The sequence below is a fragment of the Blautia sp. CAG:237 genome, assembly GCF_000436615.1.
Classification (GTDB): domain Bacteria; phylum Bacillota; class Clostridia; order Lachnospirales; family Lachnospiraceae; genus Blautia_A; species Blautia_A intestinihominis.
Genome location: NZ_FR886765.1, coordinates 23,933 through 46,137, shown reverse-complemented (window position 1 = coordinate 46,137; position 22,205 = coordinate 23,933). Strand labels below are relative to the sequence as shown.

Here is a 22,205-nt window from a genome sequence, read left to right as displayed (position 1 = left end):
GCCTCCTCTTATGAAATGCTCAGGCATGTAAAGCCTGCTTTTTTTACTGCTTCGCGAAGGTCGCCGTCAGAAATGGAACGGTCATAGGAAACAGTTGCGATTTCTTTTTTCAGATCAACTTCTGCAACGACTCCGTCGATCTCGTTGAGAGCATTGGTTACAGAATCCACGCAGTGCTGGCAATGCATGCCTTCGATGCGGATCGTCCTGGTTCCAAGAACAGGGCCGTCCAGGAATTTTCTCTTCGGTTTCTTGGAACTTCCATCGCCGCCTCCGCAGCAGAGAGAGTCTCCCTTAAAATGTCCGGCAGCCTTGCGCGCTGCAAAGACCATAGCGACAATGACAATAAGTAAAATAATGATATCAGCTGGTTTCATGATTTTTCTTCCTCCTTAAATACTTTGTCTTTGTGTTTGTTGAGTTTCTTTTCTGTGATTTTTACAGTTACAGTTATTTCATCAGTTTCTGCAGAGTTGCAACCAGCTCGTCGATCGTTTCATCCTTACCGGCACGGATATCACGTGCCACACAGGTACGGATATGATTCGCAAGAAGCTCTTTATTAAAAGAGTTGACAGCGGCATTGACAGCAGCGGACTGGATCAGGATGTCATTACAATAAGCATCATTCTCCAACATCCCTATGATTCCCCGAATCTGCCCCTCAATACGCTTCAGCCGATTCACCAGCTTCTTCCTCTCCGCCTCCGACCGATCCGTATGCTTCGTACAACAACAGGAACAGACAGGAGTCTTCGTCACATCATTATTATTCTCCATAGACCAACTTCCTTTCTAAAATATACTCAAAATACATATCCAAAATACCCTCACGGGGTATGTTTACTATGCCTGTAATATATACCCCTTGAGGGTATTTGTCAAGAGAAAATAAAAAAAGATGACCTAAATGCAAGAAAGCTACAGACAGATCATCCAAAATAAAAAGAAAAATAGACCAGGATATAACAAAACCACAATTAAGTCATCGGAAATGCAAAGAAAAGTAGACCAGAACAAGAGAAAGCCGCAATCAAGTCATCGGAAATTCAAGGAAAAGTAGACCAAAACAAGAGAAAGCCGCAAGCGAGTTATCAGAACCACAAAGAAAAGTAGACCAGAACATGGGAAAGTCGCAATTAAGTCATCAGAACCACAAAAAAGACCAAACCGCGCTACAGGCAAATCAATTCCCACCAATAGTATGGGCCCACACAGCATCACCTCCCCCACAAAACAACCAGGGTCTCCACCAAAGCTCAAAAAAAGCCCAGGGGTGCCTGAGGGGACGGGCCACGTCCCCTCGGTCCTAACCTCGCCCAGGCGAGCAAAAGGTTACGGAGCCCGGGGGATCAAACCCCGATCACCCTCTTGCTGATAAAGAAAGCCACCCCAGCGGTCAGCGCCTCCGCAATCCAAAACGCATGCCATACCCCCACAGCCCCCAAGATGCGGCTAAGGATAAAAGCCGCAGGAAGAATTATGATCAAATACCGACACAGCGAAACAACAAGAGAAGCAGTCCCCCTTCCAAGTCCTTCCAGCGCACCACATGCCGTAACAGACACAGAAGAAACCAGAAATCCCGCACATATAATACGAAGAGCCGTTTTTCCGGCAGCAATTGTCTCCGGATTCGTAGTAAACATTCCCATAAGCTGCCCCGGAACAGTCAGACAGATGATGGTTCCAACAAGCATGATCACACCACTCATACAAAGCGTAACATAGTAGATTTTTTTCACTCTTTTGTGCTCTCCGGCACCATAATTATATCCTATCACAGGACGCATTCCCTGCACGATCCCGCTCGCCGGAAGATAGAGAAACGTCTGCAGTTTATAGTAGATTCCAAGAATTACCACATAACTCTGAGAGTAGGCCGCAAGGAGTCCGTTCAATGCAGAAACAAGCACAGATGGAAGCGCAAGATTCAGTGCTCCCGGAATGCCAACAGAGTATAATCTTGCGATCAGAGCTTTGTCCGGATGTAAATATTTCCGGCTTAATCTGACCTGGAGAGGCTGTATTTTGTAGACGATCAAATAGAAAACAAGATTGAATACCTGCCCCAGACCAGTTGCAATCGCAGCACCTTCAATCCCCATTGCAGGGAACGGTCCGATACCAAAGATCAGCAGCGGATCAAGTATAATATTGGAAACACAGCCGACCATAAGCCCGATCATAGTAACCTTCATTTTGCCCACACCCTGGAAGATTTTTTCGTAGGAAAGGTTAGTAGTGTTTATAGTTGCAAACAGAAAAACGATCGTGGAATACCGGATTCCAAGGTCGATAACATCTGCGTCAGAAGTAAAAAGCACCAGAAATCCCGGCATCACAAGGATGCATCCGATCGTCAGAAGAACACCGTGCAGGGCAGATAATGCAAGCCCATGAGTCGCTGCTTTGCTGGCAGTTTCTTTGTTTCCGGCACCAAGACAGATCGCAATCTGAGCACTGATCCCGATCCCAAATCCGATCGCGATCGCATTCGCAAAGTTCTGGATCGGATAGACAAGCGACAGCGCAGTCATCGCATTTTCACTGATCTGTGCCACGAAAAAGCTGTCCACAATGTTGTACAGAGAATTCACAAGCATAGAGATCACCATAGGCAGAGCCATCGACAAAATCAGCGGGAAAACCGGTTTTTCTTTCATAAATGTGTCATTCATAATAAGCCTCCTTTATAAAATTTAAAACATAAAAAACGCCGCACAATCACCCCGAAGGATAATTGTGTGGCGAAAAATGGTTTAGCCAGAAAAATCCACACTATGTTTTGGACGAAAGAATTGTAGCATGAGAACCAGAAAAACGTCAATAGCAGATTTGTTAAATCTCCAGATCATCCGCATTTGCCATATACGTCTGCGTATAAAGCACGACCATATCGCCCTTTGGGACAAGGACCCTGTGATTTCGCTGGATCACGGCGATGATAATACGCTCCGGCATGTTCAGTTCCATGATCCTGTGATTCACCCATTGATCATTTTCGGTGAGGCGGATGCGGATAAAATGCACATCTTCTTCCTGACCATATTCCCCGATCCGTTTAAGTCTCGAATACTGGTCGACAAATCCTGCAGAAATGATACCGGTGGGGATCGCAACCATGCCGACACCAAGAAATGCAATAAAAATACCAAAAATCTTACCGATCGTGGTGACAGGATAAATATCACCATAGCCTACCGTGAGCAGGGTGGAAGCAGCCCACCAGATCCCGGAAAATGCATTCGTAAAAACCTCCGGCTGCGCCTGGTTTTCCAGACTGTACATACAGAGACTGGACGACAGCATCAGTACCAGCGGTCCATATTTGAGCTCCATATTGTCAAATGTGTACATGATACTGACGGTCAGATTCAGAAGAATCGTAAACATATACCAGTCCTTCTTGCGGTACATACTTCAATGTGCTACACTCAAAAAATGCCAAAAATAATCACAGAAAAAGTGATATTGTTATAAGGAAAAAAGGAACTTAGAGGAGAAAAAATATGAAAACACTGCTGACACTGCAGCTCACGATCTTTATTCTGGTAGCTGTAGGATTTTTAATGAAAAAGATACATATCATCGGTCCGCAGGGGCAGAAGAACATCAATGATCTGGTCATCTATCTGATCCTGCCATGCAACATCCTCCATGCATTTACCCAGAGTGCAACGGATGGAGATTTCAGCAATTATCTGGCGATTCTTTTTATCTCGATCGGTATTCAGGTATTCTGTGTTATCTATGGAAAAGTCATGTTCCGAAAAGAATCCGAAGACCGTCGGAAGTGCCTGCAGTACGGAACTATCTGCTCAAACGCAGGATTTCTTGGAAACCCGATCGCGGAAGGCGTTTACGGAATAGAAGGACTGGTTCTCGCCAGCGTGTACCTGATCCCGCAGAGAATCATGATGTGGTCTTCCGGTCTGGCTGTTTTTTCCGGAAGCAGTGATAAGATGAAAACGGTGAAAAAAGTCGTCACACATCCATGCATTCTGGCATGTGTACTTGGAATGATCCTGATGATCACAGGACTTCCAATCCCGCCAGGACTCGACGGTGCGGTGACTGCTGTCGGAAACTGTAATACGGCAATGTCGATGATGGTCATTGGAATGATCCTTGCAGATATCAATCTCAAAGATTTCTGGGACTGGACAGTTGTGAAATACACAGTTCACAGACTTATTATCATTCCGGCGATCGTTTATATCGTCTGCCGTTTCCTGCCTCTGAGCAAAACGGTCCTGGGACTGTGTGTACTCCTTGCAGCAATGCCGGCAGGTGCAACGACCAGTATCCTCGCAGAAAAATACCAGGTCGATTCTCCATTTGCGACAAAAATGGTCATCTTCTCAACCTTGTTATCCCTTCCGACTATCTGTCTGTGGAGCATTTTTCTCCAGTAAAAACATATTTGTCAAATTTCTGACAAAACATCCCCCCTCCCGGCTTGTAGGAGGGGTGTTTTTTTTATATACTAAAAAAATAACATTTTATACGGAAAAGAGAACAAATCATGAGCGATCTTAAAAACGAAATCCATGACTACTGGACCAACCGGGCCAGAGGTTATTCAGAATATAATCAGCAGGAAATGGCAGATGCCAGACAGACCATGTGGAGGGCGAAACTCCTCGATCTACTGGGAAAACAGTTCCCGGAGCGTGAACCAAAAGAGATTAAAATCCTTGATGTCGGAACCGGCCCGGGATTTTTTGCAATCCTTCTCGCAGAAGCCGGCTATCAGGTGACGGCGATCGACTATACAGAAGAAATGCTCAAGGAAGCACAGCAGAATGCCGGTGGATTAGCGGAGTGTATTGTGTGGAAAACCGGCGACGCACAGGCTCTTGATGTGGAAAACAACAGCTTTGATGCCATTGTAACCAGAAATGTAACATGGAATCTTCCACGCCCGGACCTCGCATATAAAGAATGGCTGCGTGTGCTCAAACCAGGCGGTATGCTTTATAACTTTGATGCAGACTGGTACGGTCATCTTTATAATGAAGAAAAGCGAAACAGCTATGAGAAAGACCGGAAGCAGACAGAAGAACAAAACGTGGAGGACTATTACAGCGGAACTGACATCGAAAAGATGGAAGAGATTGCCCGCCAGGTTCCATTAAGTCGTCTGGAACGTCCGAAGTGGGATATCGAAACTATGCAGAAAACAGGATTTCTTGATGTTTCCTGCGATGAAGCGGTCTGGAAAGAAGTCTGGACAGAAGAAGAGATCATCAATAACAGCACTTCTCCGATCTTCCTCCTGACAGGAAGAAAGAGAGATTCTTTTAATCTCAAAAATATAACAGTGGAGCCGGGTGAGAAGTGGAATGGAGAATTAGAACTTGCAAACGGCGAGATCAAACTTCCGGCGACTGTCCTGCACGGACATGGTACAGGAAAAACCATGCTGATCACAGCAGGTGTTCATGCCGGAGAATATGTCGGGATCCAGGCAGCGATCGAATTGTCCCAGAAACTCAAAATTGAAAAAGTAACAGGCACGATCATCATTGTCAAAGTCATGAACCGACCTGCATTTGAGGCACGTAACGGCAGTATGGGACTGACTGATGACAAAAACCTCAACCGCGAATTTCCGGGAGACCCGCAGGGAACAGAAATGGAGCGCCTTGCATGGGCAGTGTCTCAGGAACTTCAGCCGGTGACAGATTATTACATCGATCTCCACAGTGGAGATGACTATGAGAAATTAACACCGTATGTCTATTATGCAGGAATGGCAGCAGAAGAAGTTGTCGCAGAATCTCGTAAAATGGCAGAACAGGTCGATGTTCCATACATGGTAAAATCCAATGTGGCGTCCGGCGGTTCCTACAACTATGCGGCTTCACAGGGAATTCCGAGTATTCTGATCGAACGTGGCGGAATGGGCGACTGGAATTACGAAGAAGTCCGCTCTACCAGAAGAGATGTCCGCAATATCCTGTGCCATATGGGAATCTATCAGGGAATCAAGGATTTCAGGACATACTATCCGCTGGATGTGGCAGATGTCCGCTATCAGGATGCAGAGGAAAGCGGTCTCTGGTATCCGTTCAAAAAAGTCGGCGACATGATCCAGGAAGGCGATATCCTCGGAGAAGTCCGTGACTATGAGGGAAAAGTCAAAGAAGTCAGCATCGCAGAGTTCGACGGCGTTCTTCTCTATCAGTGCGGCACGCTGCAGGTACTTGGCAATGGACCGATGGTCACCTACGGAAGAATCGTGAGCCGCTACGACGAGCGCAAGGAAAAAATCGTAAAATACTGGGAAAAACGAAGCAACAGTTTTCTGGAGCAGAGAAGACAGGAACTTCACAGCACCATGGCAGAACGCTGGATGAAAGAAATCAATACACAGCTTCCGGAGGGAAAAAATCTCAAGATTCTCGATGTGGGCTGTGGAGCAGGATTTTTCACTATCCTTCTTGCAAAAGCAGGCCATCAGGTGACTGGAATCGACCTGACACCGGATATGATCAAAAACGCCCGCATCCTTGCAGAAGAAGAGGGCGTAAATTGCGAATTTACAGTTATGGATGCAGAGAATCCGGAATTCCCGGATGACACCTTTGATGTGATCATTTCCAGAAATCTGACCTGGACATTGCCGCATGTGCGTCACGCATATCAGGAGTGGCTTCGCGTCCTCAAAAAAGGCGGTGTACTGCTCAATTTTGATGCAAACTACGGAATCACAGACTTCTCAAATGTGGAAGACCTTCCGGAAAATCATGCACATAACACACTCGGAAATGACATGATGCGCGAGTGCGAGGAGATCAAACGTCAGCTTCCGATCAGTTCCTACAGCCGTCCGGCGTGGGATCTGGAAACCCTGGGATCTATGGATCTTAAAGATTTCCGGGTAGACTTAGGAATCAGCAGCAGGATCTATCTTGAAAAAGACGAATTTTATAATCCGACTCCGCTGTTTATGCTGCGGACAGTTAAATAATGGGCAGGCAGCTACACAGACTATAAGAATATGCGGAGAATCATATGGATTTAAAACAATTACAATATTTTGTGGCATGTGCCCAGGCAGGGTCTTTCAGTGATGCGGCGAAGATCCTCTATTCGACACAGCCCAGTGTGAGCAAGGTGATCAAGGCACTGGAAGACACTCTTGGAATGCAGCTTTTTGAGCGCCTTCCGAGAGGAATCCGACTGACAGTGCAGGGACAGAAAGTCTATCACTATGCATGTAAGATCACAAATGAGATGAATGTTCTGGAGAATATGGCTTTGGGAGGCATGACAAAATGGATTCGTATTTCGCTGAATCCAAGTTCCTGGTTTGCCAATCAGTTTGTAGATTTTTATAATGAAACCTATGAAAAAAACTATCACTTTCAGATCACAACAGCAGGCGTACGGAGTGTTATGGAACGTGTCCGTGACTACATGGATGACATTGGATTTGTTTATATCCTGAGTCAGCAAAAGGAGAACTTCCTGCACGAGCTGACCAAAAATAAACTACAGTTTTTTACAATGTATGAAACAGATGTAGTCCTTTATTCAGGGCGGAAGACAGAAATTTATGCTTCCAGAAAGGATAAAGCAGAGCTTGCAGATCTGGAAGGAATCCGTTTTATCCAGAATTATCAGGATGAATTTTTTGATATCGGAGCTGCACGGGAAGATGCATTCCAGTGGAAAGATCTTGATATTTCTGTGCTGACCAACAGTGACTACATTATGGAAAAAATGCTCAGGAACAGCCGGGTTGCAAATGTAAGCGGCAGTTATCTTTCCGAGAACAAAACAGGTACTACGCCGGGAATCCCGCTGAATATGGGTGACAGTAAGGTTATTTTTGGCTATATGCTCCACAAAGGCGAAAAAATTGATGAAAGTATGCAGGAATTTCTCGACTTTCTGGTAAGCAGACTTCCCAAAAGTTAATTCCGACTCATTCCAGAACAGCCGAAAGGTATTCGAACTACGAATAGCACATAACCCTCCCACGGGGTTGTGTGCTTTTTTGACATCTGATAGACTTTATCTGACGAATTACTATGCGGATATTTTGTCTGATGATTTACAGACACAAAAGGAGAATTCATGATTAAATACATTTTTAAAAGACTTCTTCAGCTGATCCCGATTCTAATTGGGATCACTTTTTTGTCTTTTGCCATGATGCGTTTGGCGGGCGGTGATGCGGTAACGTATATGTATGAGAATGCCGGTTCAGCAGTTTCACAGGAAGTCATTGATGAGACGCGGAAGGAATATGGTCTGGATCAGCCATTTCTTATTCAGTATGCGAAATGGTTTGCAGGAATGGCAACCGGAGACATGGGCAAGAGCTACGTATCCAAACGAGATGTTTATGAAACATTTGTAGAAAAACTTCCGGCAACGATCATGCTGACCGTATCTTCTGTATTGCTGACAATGCTGATCGCAATTCCACTCGGTATTTTTTCGGCGGTAAAGCATAATAAATGGAGCGATTACCTGATACGTTTCCTGAGTTTTATCGGGAATTCCATGCCAAACTTCTTTGCAGCACTGGTGCTGATGTACTTTTTTTCCATCAGACTTGGATGGTTTCCGGTAATCACAACGGACAATATAGCTTTAAGCCTCGTTCTGCCAACACTGACACTTGCCATATCTATGGCATCCAAGTATACCAGACAGGTGAGAGCTACGATCCTTGAAGAACTGAACAAAGATTATGTGGTCGGAGCAAAGGCGAGAGGTGTGAGAGGAAGCGTGATCATCTGGAAGAATGTTATGAAGTCTTCCATGCTGACGATCATTACTCTGCTGGCTTTATCAATAGGAAGTCTTCTGGGAGGAACTACGATCGTTGAGACTATTTTTATGTGGGATGGTGTTGGCAAAATGGCAGTAGATGCCATTACCATGAGAGATTACCCGATCATTCAGGCATATGTAGCCTGGATGGCAATCATTTATGTGGTTGTAAACCTGATCACGGATATCATTTATCACTATCTGGATCCTCGAGTAAGATTAGGAGGTGACAGAGCATGACGCAGAAAAAGAAACAGATATCTGTCCGAAAACAGAAAATAAAGAAAAATCATGTCAGAGAAAAGCTGATCTTTTTTACTATACTGGCGATGGTTTTACTTGTTGTCGCAGCCTTTGCACGGAAGCTCTGTCCGTATGATCCGGATGTACAGGATCTTCTGCTGGCACAGAAACCGCCAAGTGCAGAACATATACTGGGTACAGACCGCTACGGAAGAGACATGTTTTCGCGTGTACTGGTAGGAAGTACGACCAGTATTTATGCGACACTGCTTCTGGTGGCAATCGTCACGATACTTGGAACGGTGATCGGCATCATCTGCGGGTGGTGTGGAGGAATCATAGATACTGTGCTGATGCGTATATCAGATCTGTTTCTTGCGTTCCCAAGCCTTGTTTTTGCCCTCGCAGTAGCTGGTGTACTTGGCGGTGGCATCCAGAATGCAATCATAGCACTGGCTGTCATCGGATGGCCGAAGTTTGCCAGACTTGCCAGAGGACTGACTCTTGCACAGAAAGATTCACCATATCTGATGGCGGTGAGACTTTCGGGAAGCAGCACACTGAAAATTATGTTTAAACATATTTTACCGAATATTGCAGGTCCGATACTGGTTACCGCTGTTCTTGATATCGGAACTATGATGATGGAACTTGCAGGACTGTCCTTCCTCGGACTTGGCGTACAGCCTCCGATGGCAGAGTGGGGAAGCATGATTAATGATGGAAGGAGTATGCTTCAGATCTCACCATGGATGGTACTTGCACCGGGACTTGCCATATTTATAACCGTTATGATCTTTAATCTTCTCGGGGATACACTCAGAGATTTTATGGATCCAAAAGAAAGAGCAAAGAAATAAGAGAATAAAGAAAGGAAACAACGATTATGAAGAAGAAATTACTTGCAGCAATTCTGACAGGAGCAATGCTTGTAGCAGGAATGTCTACAACCGTATGGGCTGACGGTGAAAAGGCTTTTGTTTATGGAACAACCGGATACAGCGAGGAAATGGGAGATGCGGGATTAAACCCACATGACAACTATTCAGGCTGGAGTGCACTTCGTTATGGCGTTGGCGAAACTCTGTTCAAATATAATGACAACATGGAAGTAGAGCCATGGCTTGCAACTGATTATGAATTTGTGGATGATACAACTGTAAAGATCACACTTCGTGACGGAGTACAGTTTTCCAGTGGACGTACCATGGATGCGGAAGCAGTCAAGGAATGTCTGGAAGATCTGATCGCAGTTCATGACCGTGCACCTTATGATCTGAAGATCGATCATATTGATGCAGATGGTCTGACACTTACCATTTATACAACAGAGCCATGTCCGGCGATCATCAATTATCTTGGTGATCCATATGGTGCGATCATTGACATGGATTATGGAATCCAGGGTGAAGGCGGTTCTGCCAATGTGGCCGGAACTGGCCCATATATTGCAGAGAACGTCACTCCAACCCAGATCGATCTGGTAAAAAACGATAACTACTGGGGCGGTGAAGTGAAAGTAGATAAAGTTACAGTCAAATCTTTTGCAGACGGAAGTGCACTGACCGCAGCCCTGCAGACCGGAGACATTCAGGGAACTTATGGACTCCAGTATGATAACTATGCATTATTTGACGGAAATACAGATTACACAATTAATTCCTGTGCAACAAGCCGCTGCTTCTTCGGTCAGTTTAATATGGATTCCGAGATCATGAAAGACCAGAATGTCCGCAAAGCAGTGGAGATGGGAATCGATAAAGACGGATTCTGTTCTGTAATTATGCAGGGACGTGGAGTTCCGGCAAAAGCAGCATTCCCGAACAGTTTTTCTTATGGAAACGATGCAGTGGAAACTGTTTCTTACGATCCGGATGGCGCAAAGAAACTTCTCGAAGAATCAGGATGGACAGATACTGATGGTGATGGATATGTAGATAAAGACGGACAGAAACTCAGCATTAACTGGCTGACTTACCCAACCCGTCTGGAACAGCCGAAACTTGCCGAGTACGCACAGGCTACACTGAAAGATATCGGAATCGATGTGGTTGTAAATAATACATCTGACCATATGACGATTGCAAAGAATGGAGACTTTGATGTATATGTAAGTTCTATAACTACAGCACCGACAGGTGATCCGGAATACTTCTTTACCAGTACAGTAACAGGTGCCAAGAACTATGGTAACTATCAGAATGAAGAAGTAACAAAACTGACAGATCAGCTTCACCAGACGTTTGACAAGGATGAAAGAGCAAAACTTGCAGTAGAACTTCAGCAGGATATTCTGGATGATGATGCGTTCTTCTTTGTATCTCATCTGAATATGGGAATCGTAACAAAATCAAATGTTACAGGAATGGCAGCACATCCATGTGATTACTATGAGATCACTGCTGACCTGGATGTAGAATAAAATTATTGCTTCTGCTTGCAGCAGCAATTTTTGAGGAGAAAATAAATTATGGATTCTTTGCTTCGTGTAGAGCATGTGACAATTTCTTATAATGGAAAACCAACGGTTGAGGATGTCAGCTTTGAATTAAAGCAGGGCGAAATCCTTGGAATCGTGGGCGAGTCCGGAAGCGGCAAAAGTACGATCATCAAGGCAATCATGGGGATTCTGGGAGAAGAAGGTCTGGTTACAAGAGGTGATATCTGGTACAAAGGTGAGAACCTTACAGACATGAGCGAAAAAAAACTCCGTAAGCTTCTGGGAACAGAGATCGGAATGGTATTTCAGGACTGCAAAGCCGCATTATGTCCTGTACGTACGATCGGAGCACAGATACATGAAGCAGTGTCAGAACATGAGAAGATCAGCCAGAAGGAAGTTCGGGAACGAGCAGGACAGATCATGAAGAAGATTGGACTGAACGACAGTGACCGCGTGCTGGACAGTTATCCGTTTGAACTTTCTGGTGGAATGAACCAGAGAGTGGGAATCTGTACAGCTATGATTATGCATCCGAACCTGCTTCTGGTAGATGAACCTACCAGTGCGCTGGATGTGACCGTTCAGAAACAGGTAGTAGAGGAACTTCTGCTTATGCGTAAAACATACAATACCGCGATGATTCTTGTAACACATAATATCGGTGTTGTAAGGCTGATGGCAGACAGAATACTGGTACTTCAGAATGGACAGGCAAGGGAGTATGGAGAAACTGAGACTGTTCTGGATCATCCGAAAGATCCGTATACAAAGAAACTGATGAGTTCCGTGCTTCATCTGAAACGGAACAGAAATCAGGAGGTACAGTAAAATGACAGACATTATCCTGAAAGCAGACCATCTCAAAAAAGTATTTATATCAGGGAAAAAATCCATGACCGCTGTGGATGATGTAAGCTTTGAACTGGAACGTGGAGAATGCCTTGGAATCGTAGGAGAGTCCGGATCTGGCAAAAGTACGATTGCCAAGATGATCACACATCTGGAAAGTATCACAGAGGGACAGGTCTTTCTTAAGGGAAAGGACATCACTCATGCCAGAGGCAAAGATTTGAGAGAAACATATCAGAATATCCAGATGGTTTTTCAGATGCCAATGGAATCTTTTGACCCGAGATGTACTTTGGGCGACGGAATTGGGGAAAGTCTCCGGAATATGGGGATAAATCGCACAGAAACACGAACACGTGTAGAAAATCTTCTCGAAAGATGCGGCCTTTCTAAAGAATACGCGGACCGTTATCCGCATCAGGTCAGCGGAGGGCAGTGCCAGCGAGCCGCAATTGCCAGAGCACTTGCAGTCAGTCCGGAGATCCTGATCTGTGATGAGGCCACCAGCGCACTTGACGTAACTGTGCAGAAACAGATCCTGGAACTTCTGATTGAACTGAAAGAAAAAGAGAATCTGTCATTTATCCTGATCTGTCATGACCTTGCGCTGGTGCAGGCCTTCTGTGACAAAGTACTGGTTCTCTATCATGGAAAGACAGTAGAATATGGAACACCGGATGATATCATCAATCATCCGAAGATGGATTATACAAAGAAATTAATAGATTCAGTTTTATAAATCGACAGCATAATAATCAGCGAATAATAACCGGAGGGCAGGAAGTATGGTAGTAAATGTTTTTCTGTTTGATGATTTTGAAGCGATGGATGCATTTGGCCCGGTACAGATCTTTGGAACTGTACCGGAACATTTTTATATACGGTTTATCTCACTGCGTGGAGGACTGATCACTGGAAAACAGGGGATGAAAGTATGGACAGAGCCATTAAATCCAGTTGAGATTGAAGATGTATTTCTGATTCCAGGAGGAAAAGGCGTCAAGAGCTTTCTGCATACAGAAGGAGATAAGGGACAGCAGATGTTAAAACAGGCCGTAGAAGAAGCATCTTTTTGTGTGATGGTTCAGAATGCTTCTGCAATGCTTGCGAGAACAGGGCTTCTGTTCCATAGGCAGGTGGCAGATTATGCATATGATGAAAACTGGAAGCGGATGTTTACAGTGGGAATCAACTACATCAGTAGAGAGAACTGGATTTCGGACGGGAAATATTATTCCAGCAGTACGACAATGGCGGCAATGGACATGGCACTGGGGCTGATCAGTGATATGCTGGATATTGATATCGCTGAAAAAATTGCAGAAGAAATAGGATATGAATGGGACAGTAGCCTGCACATATGAAAAACAATCACTTATCCATAACAGATAAGAATATCTCCATATCCCCCAGGGTAGGTTGCTGACGCTTTAATGTGGTGCTACAATACAGTTAATTATGAGGCGCGCACCAAATAAAATAAAGTTTTCACAGGGAAAGGAAGTATATCTATGCATATACCTGAGAACTATTTAAGCCCGTCGACATGTGCTGTAATGACAGCCGCCATGGTCCCGGTCTGGGGATATTCAATCAACAAAGTAAGAACAGAAATACCAAAGGCCAGGATGCCGCTTCTTGGTATCGGTGCTGCCTTTTCATTTCTTGGAATGATGTTTAATGTGCCACTTCCGGGAGGCACTACAGGACATGCAGTAGGTGGAACTCTTATTGCAATCCTTACAGGCAATCCGGCAGCCGGATGTATATCGGTTTCCATTGCGCTGCTGATACAGGCACTGCTTTTTGGGGATGGAGGAATCCTTGCATTTGGAGCCAACTGTTTCAACATGGCGTTTGTATTGCCGTACCTGGGATTTTTCCTGTATAAGCTGCTTCTGAAAAAAACAGGTATGCGTAAACTCAGTGCAGCAATTGGTGCATATATAGGAATTAATGCGGCAGCATTCTGTGCGGCTGTAGAATTTGGTATTCAGCCGTTATTGTTTAAGAATGCAGCAGGTCAGGCACTTTACTGTCCATATCCTTTAAGCGTGTCCATACCGGCAATGATGATTGGACATATTACTTTGTTTGGACTGGCAGAGATTGTACTTACTGTAGTGGTACTGACATTTGTAGAGAAGGTTTCACCATCCGCTCTGGATGCAGTTCCGAATAAAACTTCATTTAAACCTTTGTATATACTGATTGCGATACTTATCGTCCTGACACCGATCGGTCTTCTTGCGACAGGCACTGCCTGGGGCGAATGGGGCGTTGATGAAATGTCAACACTTGTCAGTGGCGGCGCACAATTGGGATACACTCCGGCAGGAATGGAAAGCGGATTTGAACTTTCGACATTGTTCCCGGATTATTCCATGGCAGGTATGCCGGAATGGACAGGATATATTCTGTCGGCAGTTGTCGGTGTGGCACTTCTGGTGATTTTCTTTAAGATCATTTCTTCACTTATGAAAGACAAAGTTGATTTCAAAAAGAAAGCGGCATAATGATGGATAATTACAGAACAGAAAAAACAGAGATTCCAGACTGGATGTGCAGGCAGGAAGAGTATAACCCCTCTGCAGACAAAGAAGCTTTTCTTACCAGAAGCACAAAATCTGTTTTGTCTGTGCTGGCAAGACTCAGATTTGATGAAGGGAAGGATGGCAGATTTTCTGCCACTCCTTCTCTTAAATTGTTTTATACGGTACTTTATATTATTCTTACCGCATGTTCGGGAAATTATCTGTTTGTACTGATCATGTGTGCTGCTGTAACGGTCAGACTGGCCTTTTTCTCAGCATCTGCTATCCGACAGATATTAAGCGGAACAGCAGGATCAGTTATGATTTCGATATTTCTTCTTTTGCCGGCGGTTTTTATGGGGAATCCTCAGACTCTGGCAAACATTACAGCGAGAGTATACGTATCGGTAACATTGGTCGGTATTTTGTCAGCAGGGACTTCGTGGAATAAACTCACAGCCGGCATGAGAACTTTTCATGTACCATCGTTGTTTATTTTTACTCTGGATATTACACTGAAATATATTTCAGTTCTGGGTGAGATATGTGTGGAGATTTTACGGTCCGTCAGCCTGAGATCTGTGGGAAAAAATCCGGACAAGGCAAAATCTTTTTCCGGCATTCTTGGAATTACCTTTCTCAAATCCAGCGAAATGGCAGAAGAAATGTATGCATCCATGTGCTGCAGGGGATTCACCGGAGAATATCAGTCAAAACAGAAATACAGAGTGTGTCCGTACGACATTGTACATATTTTGATCATGGCAGGGTGCGTGGCACTGTTTATTCACCTGAACTGAATGAACAGTAACGTTTACGATACATCTGTTTCATAAAGACATAAAGGCAGCAGGAGAGAGGATAAAGGTAGACAATTATGATCACACTGGAAAAAGTTTGCTTCGCATATGAGCATGAGGTGGCACTAAGATATGTGAATCTCCAGATTGAAAAAGGCGATTCTGTGGTTATTCAGGGACCAAACGGATGTGGGAAATCAACGCTTATCAGGTTATTGAATGGAATTATATATCCTTCTGAGGGACATTATTTTTATAATGATCATGAAATTACAGAAAAAGCATTGAAAGACAGACAGTTTGCAAAGTGGTTCCATCAGCAGATGGGATATGTGTTTCAGAATGCAGATACACAGCTGTTCTGCGGAAGCGTGGAAGAAGAAATTGCATTTGGTCCTGTTCAGATGGGATTGTCAGAAACTGAAATCAGGCAAAGAACAGAAGACTGTCTGCAGTTGTTTGGAATAGAAAAACTCAGAGAAAGACCGCCGTATCATCTGAGCGGAGGTGAGAAACGCAAAGTTTCGCTTGCCTGTATTCTTTCACTAAATCCGGAAGTGCTGATATTGGATGAACCGCTTGCCGGTCTGGACGAGAAAACACAGGACATGCTGCTGGAATTTCTGAAGAATTTTCACAGGGCAGGAAAGACATTGATTACTATCACACATAATCGACATCTTGCAGAAACGATCGGAAGCAGATTTGCGGTTATGAATGAAGACCATGAATTAAAAATGATATAAATATAAAAAAAGTACTTCCCGCGGATTAGAAGTACTTTTTTTATTATGGGTTAACTGGTGCCTTAAGGGTGGAGGTCTGTGCACCTTTATTTGATAAAATAACACAGTTCTTTGTGTTGACTATATTTTAACAAAACGCAGTGTAAAAACAAGCCTCCCAGGGGGATGTAAAGCCATGAAAAAAACAGTATGATCCATGCGATATATGAATATGTCAATATCCCCCAGGGGCGGTTATATATGACCGAAATTGATGGTATACTGATAGAACTTGTTATGCATAATAAATAAAAATAAACCATAAAACTGTTGATAGACACAGCGTTATGCATAAATAAGAACAAAAGGAGGAAATGAGACAATGAAGAGAAAATTACTGGCAATTATGATGGCGGTCTGTGTGACAGCATCCTTTGCAGGAGGATCTGCAACTGTATTTGCGGCACAGGAAGAAAGCACAGCGAAAGATGAAGTAATCGTAACCATGCCGACAACATCTGAGCCGGAGTCCGGTTTTGACCCGGCATATGGATGGGGCGCAGGAGAGCATGTGCATGAGCCACTGATCCAGAGCACACTTACTACTACAAACACAGATCTTTCTATCGGTATGGATCTGGCGACAGATTATTCTGTGAGCGATGATGGACTTACCTGGACTGTTAAGATCCGGGATGATGTCAAATTTACAGACGGTGAAGCTCTGACAGCATCCGATGTGGCATTTACATACAACAACTGCCGCGATAACAGTTCCGTCAATGATTTTTCCATGCTGAAAGAAGCAGTGGCTGTGGATGATACAACGGTTGAATTTCACATGAACACACCATTTGCAGTCTGGCCATATACAATGGCAATTGTAGGAATCGTTCCGGAACATGCTTATAATGAGAATTACGGACAGGATCCGATCGGTTCCGGACGTTATATCATGAAACAGTGGGACAAAGGACAGCAGGTTATTTTTGAGGCGAATCCGGACTACTACGGCGAAGCACCAAAAATGAAAAAAGTAACCGTTCTTTTCATGGAAGAAGATGCAGCACTGGCAGCAGCTCAGTCCGGCACGGTAGACGTGGCACATACGGCGGCATCTTATTCAGATATGACGGTTGACGGATATGATCTGTTCAGCGTGCAGACAGTAGATAACCGCGGATTCAACCTTCCGGCAACAGCAGCAGAGGAAATTGACGGAGTAACTTATGGAAATGACTTCACCAGCGATGTAGAAGTAAGACGTGCGATCAATATCGGCATTGACCGTGAAGAAATGATCCAGAATGTCCTGAATGGTTACGGAACCCCGGCATACAGCGTGTGCGATAAAATGCCATGGTATAACGAGGAAGCAGAAGTAGAATACGATCTGGATAAAGCAAAAGAAATTCTTGAAACAGCAGGATGGGCAGAAGGTGATGACGGAATCCGTGAAAAAGACGGCGTACGTGCGGAATTTACCATGCTGTATCCGGCATCCGATTCTGTTCGCCAGGCACTGGCAGAAGACAGCAAGAATCAGCTTGCCGAACTTGGAATTGAAGTGACAACAGAGGGCGTTGACTGGGATACTGCCTACACAAGAGCAGAGTCTGAGCCACTTGTATGGGGATGGGGCGCACATACACCAATGGAGCTGTACAACATCTATCATACAATGAGCGAGACCGGCCTTGCAGAGTACTCTCCATATGCGAACGAAACCGTAGACAAATATATGGATGAAGCTCTGAAATCCAGTGATCTGGAAGCATCGTATGACCTTTGGAAAAAAGCCCAGTGGGACGGAGAGAGCGGAATTACACAGGAGGGAGATATCCCGTGGATCTGGCTCTGCAATATCGATCATCTGTACTTTGTAAAAGACGGACTCAAAGTAGCTGACCAGAAGATCCATCCACACGGACATGGCTGGTCTATCGTAAATAACGTAGATCAGTGGTCATGGGAGTAACAGATCTTGAATAATTCAAAAGCAAAATTTATCTTAAAAAATTTCATTAAAGTGCTGCTTCTGCTGTTTGCGGTCAGTGTTGCTGCTTTTACACTTATGACAGCTTCTCCGATCGATCCTCTGAAAGCGAATGTCGGACAGGCTGCGCTTGGAAGCATGAGTCAGGAACAGATCGCAAAACTTGAAGAATACTGGGGCGTGGGACAGCCGCCCCTGCAGCGCTACATTGCATGGTTCAGAGATTTTGTGAGGGGAGATATGGGAATATCTCTCCTTTATCGACAGAAGGTAACGACAGTGATCGCCGTAAAACTTGGAAATTCCCTGTTTCTGATGATCATTGCATGGATTTTGTCAGGACTGATTGGTTTTTTGCTGGGCTCACTTGCAGGGATGAACCGTGGAAAACCGATTGATAAGATCATCAAAGGATACTGTCTGGTGATCTCCAGTACCCCGGCATTCTGGATTGCTATGCTGTTGCTTATCATTTTTGGAGTATGGCTTAAAATACTTCCGATAGGATTAAGTGTACCGATTGGAGTTGAGGCAAGCGGAGTGACTTTTTTTGACCGTGTGTATCATGCAATCCTTCCGGCGGTGACACTTTCCATCACAGGAATATCCAATATTGCCATGCATACCAGAGAAAAAATGATCGACATCTGTGACAGCGATTACGTGCTTTTTGCAAAAGCAAGAGGAGAGAGTAACTGGCAGATATTCAAAAACCATGGTTTCCGCAATGTCCTTGGCCCGGCAGTGACACTTCAGTTTGCTTCGATCAGCGAGATATTTGGCGGCTCAGTGCTTGTGGAGCAGGTTTTTTCCTATCCGGGACTTGGACAGGCAGCGGTCAGTGCAGGTCTTGGAAGTGATATGCCGCTTCTGATGGCGATCACGATCATAAGTGCACTGTTTGTGTTTGGAGGAAACTTTATAGCCAATATTCTGTACGGAGTCATCGACCCGAGGATCCGAAGAGGGGGTGCGGGAAGATGAAAAACAGATGGAACCGCAGAAAAACTCTGGTACTCTGGCTTGTTATCGCCGTGGTGTTTCTTATAGCAGTCTGTATCAGTGGCCTGTTCTGCGAAGATGCAGCAAGGGCAACAGATTTTTCCAGAAAAAACCTTGCACCCTGCCTGAAATATCCGTTTGGTACAGACTGGCTTGGAAGAGATATGTTTGCACGGACAGTCAGAGGACTTTCTATCAGTATCATCATAGGAGTATGTGCAGCTACGTTCAGCGCGGTCATGGCATTTATTCTTGGAGTTGTATCTGCAACAATGGGAAAAACAGCAGATACCATTGTGACATGGATCATAGACCTGGTCATGGGAATTCCGCATATGCTTCTTCTGATCCTTATCTGCGTTGCATGCGGAAGAGGACTTAAGGGAGTCATTCTTGGAGTTGCACTGACGCACTGGACATCTCTGGCGAGACTGATTAGAGGTGAAGTGCTGCAGCTCAAAGAACAGATTTACATAAAAACAGCCAGAAAACTGGGAAAAAGCAACTTGTATATCGCAATGAAACACATGGTTCCACATCTGCTTCCGCAGTTTATTGTCGGACTTGTCCTTCTTTTTCCGCATGCGATCCTTCATGAATCCAGTATCACTTTTCTTGGGTTCGGGCTGTCAAATGAACAGCCTGCGATCGGAATTATTTTGTCAGAAGCAATGAAATATCTGATCACAGGAAAGTGGTGGCTTGCATTATTTCCGGGAATTATGCTGGTGATCACCGTTGTATGTTTTTATACAACAGGTGAAAATCTCCGCAGGCTGCTGGATCCGGCAAGTGCACACGAATAGGAGAAGAGAATGGAAAGGGAAAAAATTCTGGAAATCAACAACATGAAAATATCTTTTACCCAGTACCAGAAAGGAATACAGCAGACAGAACTGCCTGTGATCAAAGATTTGAGTGTCACGATCCATGCAGGAGAAATGGTGGCAGTAGTCGGTTCTTCCGGTTCGGGCAAAAGTCTGCTGGCACATGGGATCATGGGGATTTTGCCATATAATGCTGAAATGGGTGGAGAAATACGATACTGCGGAGAGCCGCTGACAGAAAAAAACATCCGGAAACTGCGGGGGAAAGAAATCGTTCTGGTCCCGCAGAGTACTTCTTATCTGGATCCATTAATGAAGGTCGGACAGCAGATCTGCAAAGGAAAAAAGAACAAAGAAAAGAAGAAACATCTGGATTCTATTTTTGAACAATATTCTCTGGATAAAAAGGTTCAGGAACAGTATCCGTTTGAACTTTCCGGGGGAATGACCAGGAGAATCATGATCTCTACAGCACTGATCGAGAATCCAAAGCTGGTCATCGCGGATGAACCGACACCCGGGCTGGATCCGAAACTCGCAAAACGTGCAATGGAACATTTTCGCCAGCTTGCGGATATGGGAGCTGCTGTTCTTGTCATTACACATGATCTGGAACTTGCCCTGGAAACGGCAGACAGAGTACAGGTATTTTATGCCGGTTATACGATCGAAGACGCGGCAGTGGATGATTTTAATGAGGAAGAAACTCTTCGACATCCATATACCAGAGCACTCTGGCGTGCGATGCCGAAGCACGGTTTCCAATATATTAACGGGGTACAGCCTTATGTAAAAGATAACCTGCAGGGATGCCCGTTTGCACCACGATGCGACAGGAAATCACAGGAATGTCAGGGCGAGATTCCATGGAAAGCTTCCGGCAGTGGATATGTGAGGTGCATATTATGAGACTTGAAGCAAAAAATCTGTCTTTTAGTTATGATGTAAAAGGCAGACAGATACTGAGACAGTTCAGTTTAAGTGCAGACAGCAGTGAACGTGTAGGAATCATAGCTCCCAGTGGTTTTGGCAAAACAACTCTGTGTAAGATCCTGTCTGGATATGAAGCACCGCAAAGTGGCGAAGTGCTTCTTGATGGCAAACCACTCAGCGAATATGGCGCATACTGTCCGATACAGATGATCTGGCAGCACCCGGAGCAGGCGGTAAATCCAAGACTCCGCATGAAAAATGTAATCGAAGAAGGAGACAGGACAGCACCGGAACTGATCGAAAAGCTGGGAATAGAACCTGACTGGATGAATAGATTTCCGACAGAACTCTCAGGAGGAGAATTACAGCGCTTCTGCATTGCAAGAGCCCTGGGACAGAGAACCCGTTTCCTTCTGGCAGACGAGATCACAACCATGCTGGATCTCATCACCCAGAGCCAGATCTGGCATTTTCTCATCGAAGAAACAGAACGAAGAAATATCGGAATGCTCGTAGTCAGCCACAGCCCGGAACTGATCAAGAAAGTCTGCACAAGAGTAATTGAGTTAGATAAATAGAAGAAACACCAGTTTATAAAGATATAGTATGGAACATCAACACTATGCTTTATAAGCTGGTATTTTTTTAATCCAAACATCAAAGAACTTGTAGGTTTCCAGATGACCTGCCTGGAAAAAATGTACGACTACAATCAGACCCGCCCATCCCAGATGGAAAAACGAGCAGAGCTGATCAAAGAAATGTTCGCAGAAGCAGGAGAAGGCTGTTATATCGAGCCACCGTTTTATGCAAACTGGGGCGGACGGCATGTTCATCTTGGTAATCCCTGCCGTGTCCTTCGAGAACTCAACGACCATGACAGAGAGTATTACTACAGAGATCGTAAGATTGACTGGGTGGGATACATTGAAATAAAAAACAAAAACCACAGAATAGCTGTCAAAAACTGTTCTGTGGTTCATTTTTTAATTTTTTATTTCTTTTTACAAAACTGTTCTGCAATCTGTTTGATCAACTTCAATTGCTCGGAGTTCAG

Annotated in this window: 22 protein-coding genes; 18 read left to right on the top strand and 4 right to left on the bottom strand. The window is 44.6% G+C overall.

Translation table 11 applies throughout. The annotated features are described in order from the left end of the window. Positions 1 to 8: 8 nt before the first annotated feature. From QZL69_RS12355 to QZL69_RS12340, 4 genes are all read right to left on the bottom strand, one after another. Positions 9 to 377, bottom strand: coding sequence for a heavy-metal-associated domain-containing protein (locus QZL69_RS12355; protein WP_022215512.1), 369 nt, complete (start codon positions 375 to 377; stop codon positions 9 to 11). A gap of 73 nt (positions 378 to 450) precedes the next feature. Continuing rightward, positions 451 to 780 carry a metal-sensing transcriptional repressor gene (locus QZL69_RS12350; protein WP_022215511.1) on the bottom strand — a complete coding sequence of 110 codons (330 nt, stop codon included), beginning with the start codon at positions 778 to 780 and terminating at the stop codon, positions 451 to 453. A gap of 572 nt (positions 781 to 1,352) precedes the next feature. Further along, the gene (locus QZL69_RS12345) at positions 1,353 to 2,681 is read right to left on the bottom strand and encodes an MATE family efflux transporter (protein ID WP_022215510.1); all 1,329 of its coding nucleotides are present in this window, start codon (positions 2,679 to 2,681) and stop codon (positions 1,353 to 1,355) included. A 160-nt stretch (positions 2,682 to 2,841) separates the two neighbouring features. Continuing rightward, positions 2,842 to 3,396, bottom strand: a complete 555-nt coding sequence (locus tag QZL69_RS12340) for a potassium channel family protein (RefSeq protein WP_022215509.1) — start codon at positions 3,394 to 3,396, stop codon at positions 2,842 to 2,844. Between the two features lie 116 nt (positions 3,397 to 3,512). On the opposite strand from QZL69_RS12340, the gene QZL69_RS12335 reads away from it, so the two are divergent. From QZL69_RS12335 to QZL69_RS13875, 18 genes are all read left to right on the top strand, one after another. Then, positions 3,513 to 4,418 (top strand): AEC family transporter, encoded by a 906-nt coding sequence (locus QZL69_RS12335; protein WP_022215508.1) that lies wholly within the window; start codon positions 3,513 to 3,515, stop codon positions 4,416 to 4,418. A 110-nt stretch (positions 4,419 to 4,528) separates the two neighbouring features. Continuing rightward, entirely contained in the window at positions 4,529 to 6,979 is a 2,451-nt protein-coding gene (locus QZL69_RS12330) for a methyltransferase domain-containing protein (protein WP_022215507.1), read from the top strand. Positions 6,980 to 7,023: 44 nt separating this feature from the next. Next, positions 7,024 to 7,932, top strand: a complete 909-nt coding sequence (locus tag QZL69_RS12325) for a LysR family transcriptional regulator (protein WP_022215506.1) — start codon at positions 7,024 to 7,026, stop codon at positions 7,930 to 7,932. A 159-nt stretch (positions 7,933 to 8,091) separates the two neighbouring features. Further along, a complete protein-coding gene (gene nikB, locus QZL69_RS12320) occupies positions 8,092 to 9,036 on the top strand; it encodes a nickel ABC transporter permease (RefSeq protein ID WP_022215505.1) in 945 nt (314 codons plus the stop codon). Then, positions 9,033 to 9,899, top strand: a complete 867-nt coding sequence (nikC, locus tag QZL69_RS12315) for a nickel transporter permease (RefSeq protein WP_022215504.1) — start codon at positions 9,033 to 9,035, stop codon at positions 9,897 to 9,899. Before nikB ends, nikC begins: the two co-directional genes overlap by 4 nt. Before the next feature lie 26 nt (positions 9,900 to 9,925). Continuing rightward, positions 9,926 to 11,461: an ABC transporter substrate-binding protein gene (locus QZL69_RS12310; RefSeq protein WP_022215503.1), complete on the top strand. Its 1,536-nt coding sequence runs from the start codon at positions 9,926 to 9,928 to the stop codon at positions 11,459 to 11,461. 48 nt (positions 11,462 to 11,509) lie between these two features. Continuing rightward, positions 11,510 to 12,310 (top strand): ABC transporter ATP-binding protein, encoded by an 801-nt coding sequence (locus tag QZL69_RS12305; protein ID WP_022215502.1) that lies wholly within the window; start codon positions 11,510 to 11,512, stop codon positions 12,308 to 12,310. Between the two features lies 1 nt (position 12,311). Beyond that, positions 12,312 to 13,070: an ABC transporter ATP-binding protein gene (locus tag QZL69_RS12300; protein WP_022215501.1), complete on the top strand. Its 759-nt coding sequence runs from the start codon at positions 12,312 to 12,314 to the stop codon at positions 13,068 to 13,070. Positions 13,071 to 13,116: 46 nt separating this feature from the next. After that, a complete protein-coding gene (locus tag QZL69_RS12295; RefSeq protein WP_022215500.1) occupies positions 13,117 to 13,695 on the top strand; it encodes a DJ-1/PfpI family protein in 579 nt (192 codons plus the stop codon). 147 nt (positions 13,696 to 13,842) lie between these two features. Further along, positions 13,843 to 14,847, top strand: coding sequence for a cobalt transporter CbiM (gene cbiM, locus QZL69_RS12290; RefSeq protein WP_022215499.1), 1,005 nt, complete (start codon positions 13,843 to 13,845; stop codon positions 14,845 to 14,847). Beyond that, positions 14,847 to 15,665: an energy-coupling factor transporter transmembrane component T gene (locus tag QZL69_RS12285; protein WP_022215498.1), complete on the top strand. Its 819-nt coding sequence runs from the start codon at positions 14,847 to 14,849 to the stop codon at positions 15,663 to 15,665. The genes cbiM and QZL69_RS12285 overlap by 1 nt, the downstream gene beginning before the upstream one ends. A gap of 77 nt (positions 15,666 to 15,742) precedes the next feature. Continuing rightward, entirely contained in the window at positions 15,743 to 16,411 is a 669-nt protein-coding gene (locus tag QZL69_RS12280) for an energy-coupling factor ABC transporter ATP-binding protein (RefSeq protein ID WP_022215497.1), read from the top strand. A 361-nt stretch (positions 16,412 to 16,772) separates the two neighbouring features. Then, a complete protein-coding gene (locus QZL69_RS12275) occupies positions 16,773 to 18,368 on the top strand; it encodes an ABC transporter substrate-binding protein (protein WP_022215496.1) in 1,596 nt (531 codons plus the stop codon). A 6-nt stretch (positions 18,369 to 18,374) separates the two neighbouring features. Then, complete coding sequence (locus QZL69_RS12270) at positions 18,375 to 19,370, top strand: ABC transporter permease (protein ID WP_022215495.1); 996 nt, start codon at positions 18,375 to 18,377, stop codon at positions 19,368 to 19,370. Then, a complete protein-coding gene (locus QZL69_RS12265; RefSeq protein WP_022215494.1) occupies positions 19,367 to 20,194 on the top strand; it encodes an ABC transporter permease in 828 nt (275 codons plus the stop codon). The genes QZL69_RS12270 and QZL69_RS12265 overlap by 4 nt, the downstream gene beginning before the upstream one ends. 9 nt (positions 20,195 to 20,203) lie before the next feature. Next, entirely contained in the window at positions 20,204 to 21,124 is a 921-nt protein-coding gene (locus QZL69_RS12260) for an oligopeptide/dipeptide ABC transporter ATP-binding protein (protein WP_022215493.1), read from the top strand. Further along, the gene (locus QZL69_RS12255; RefSeq protein ID WP_022215492.1) at positions 21,121 to 21,726 is read left to right on the top strand and encodes an ABC transporter ATP-binding protein; all 606 of its coding nucleotides are present in this window, start codon (positions 21,121 to 21,123) and stop codon (positions 21,724 to 21,726) included. The genes QZL69_RS12260 and QZL69_RS12255 overlap by 4 nt, the downstream gene beginning before the upstream one ends. Before the next feature lie 102 nt (positions 21,727 to 21,828). Continuing rightward, positions 21,829 to 22,205, top strand: a 377-nt coding sequence (locus tag QZL69_RS13875; protein ID WP_330361782.1) for a maltose acetyltransferase domain-containing protein, incomplete at its 3' end; no start/stop codon positions are given.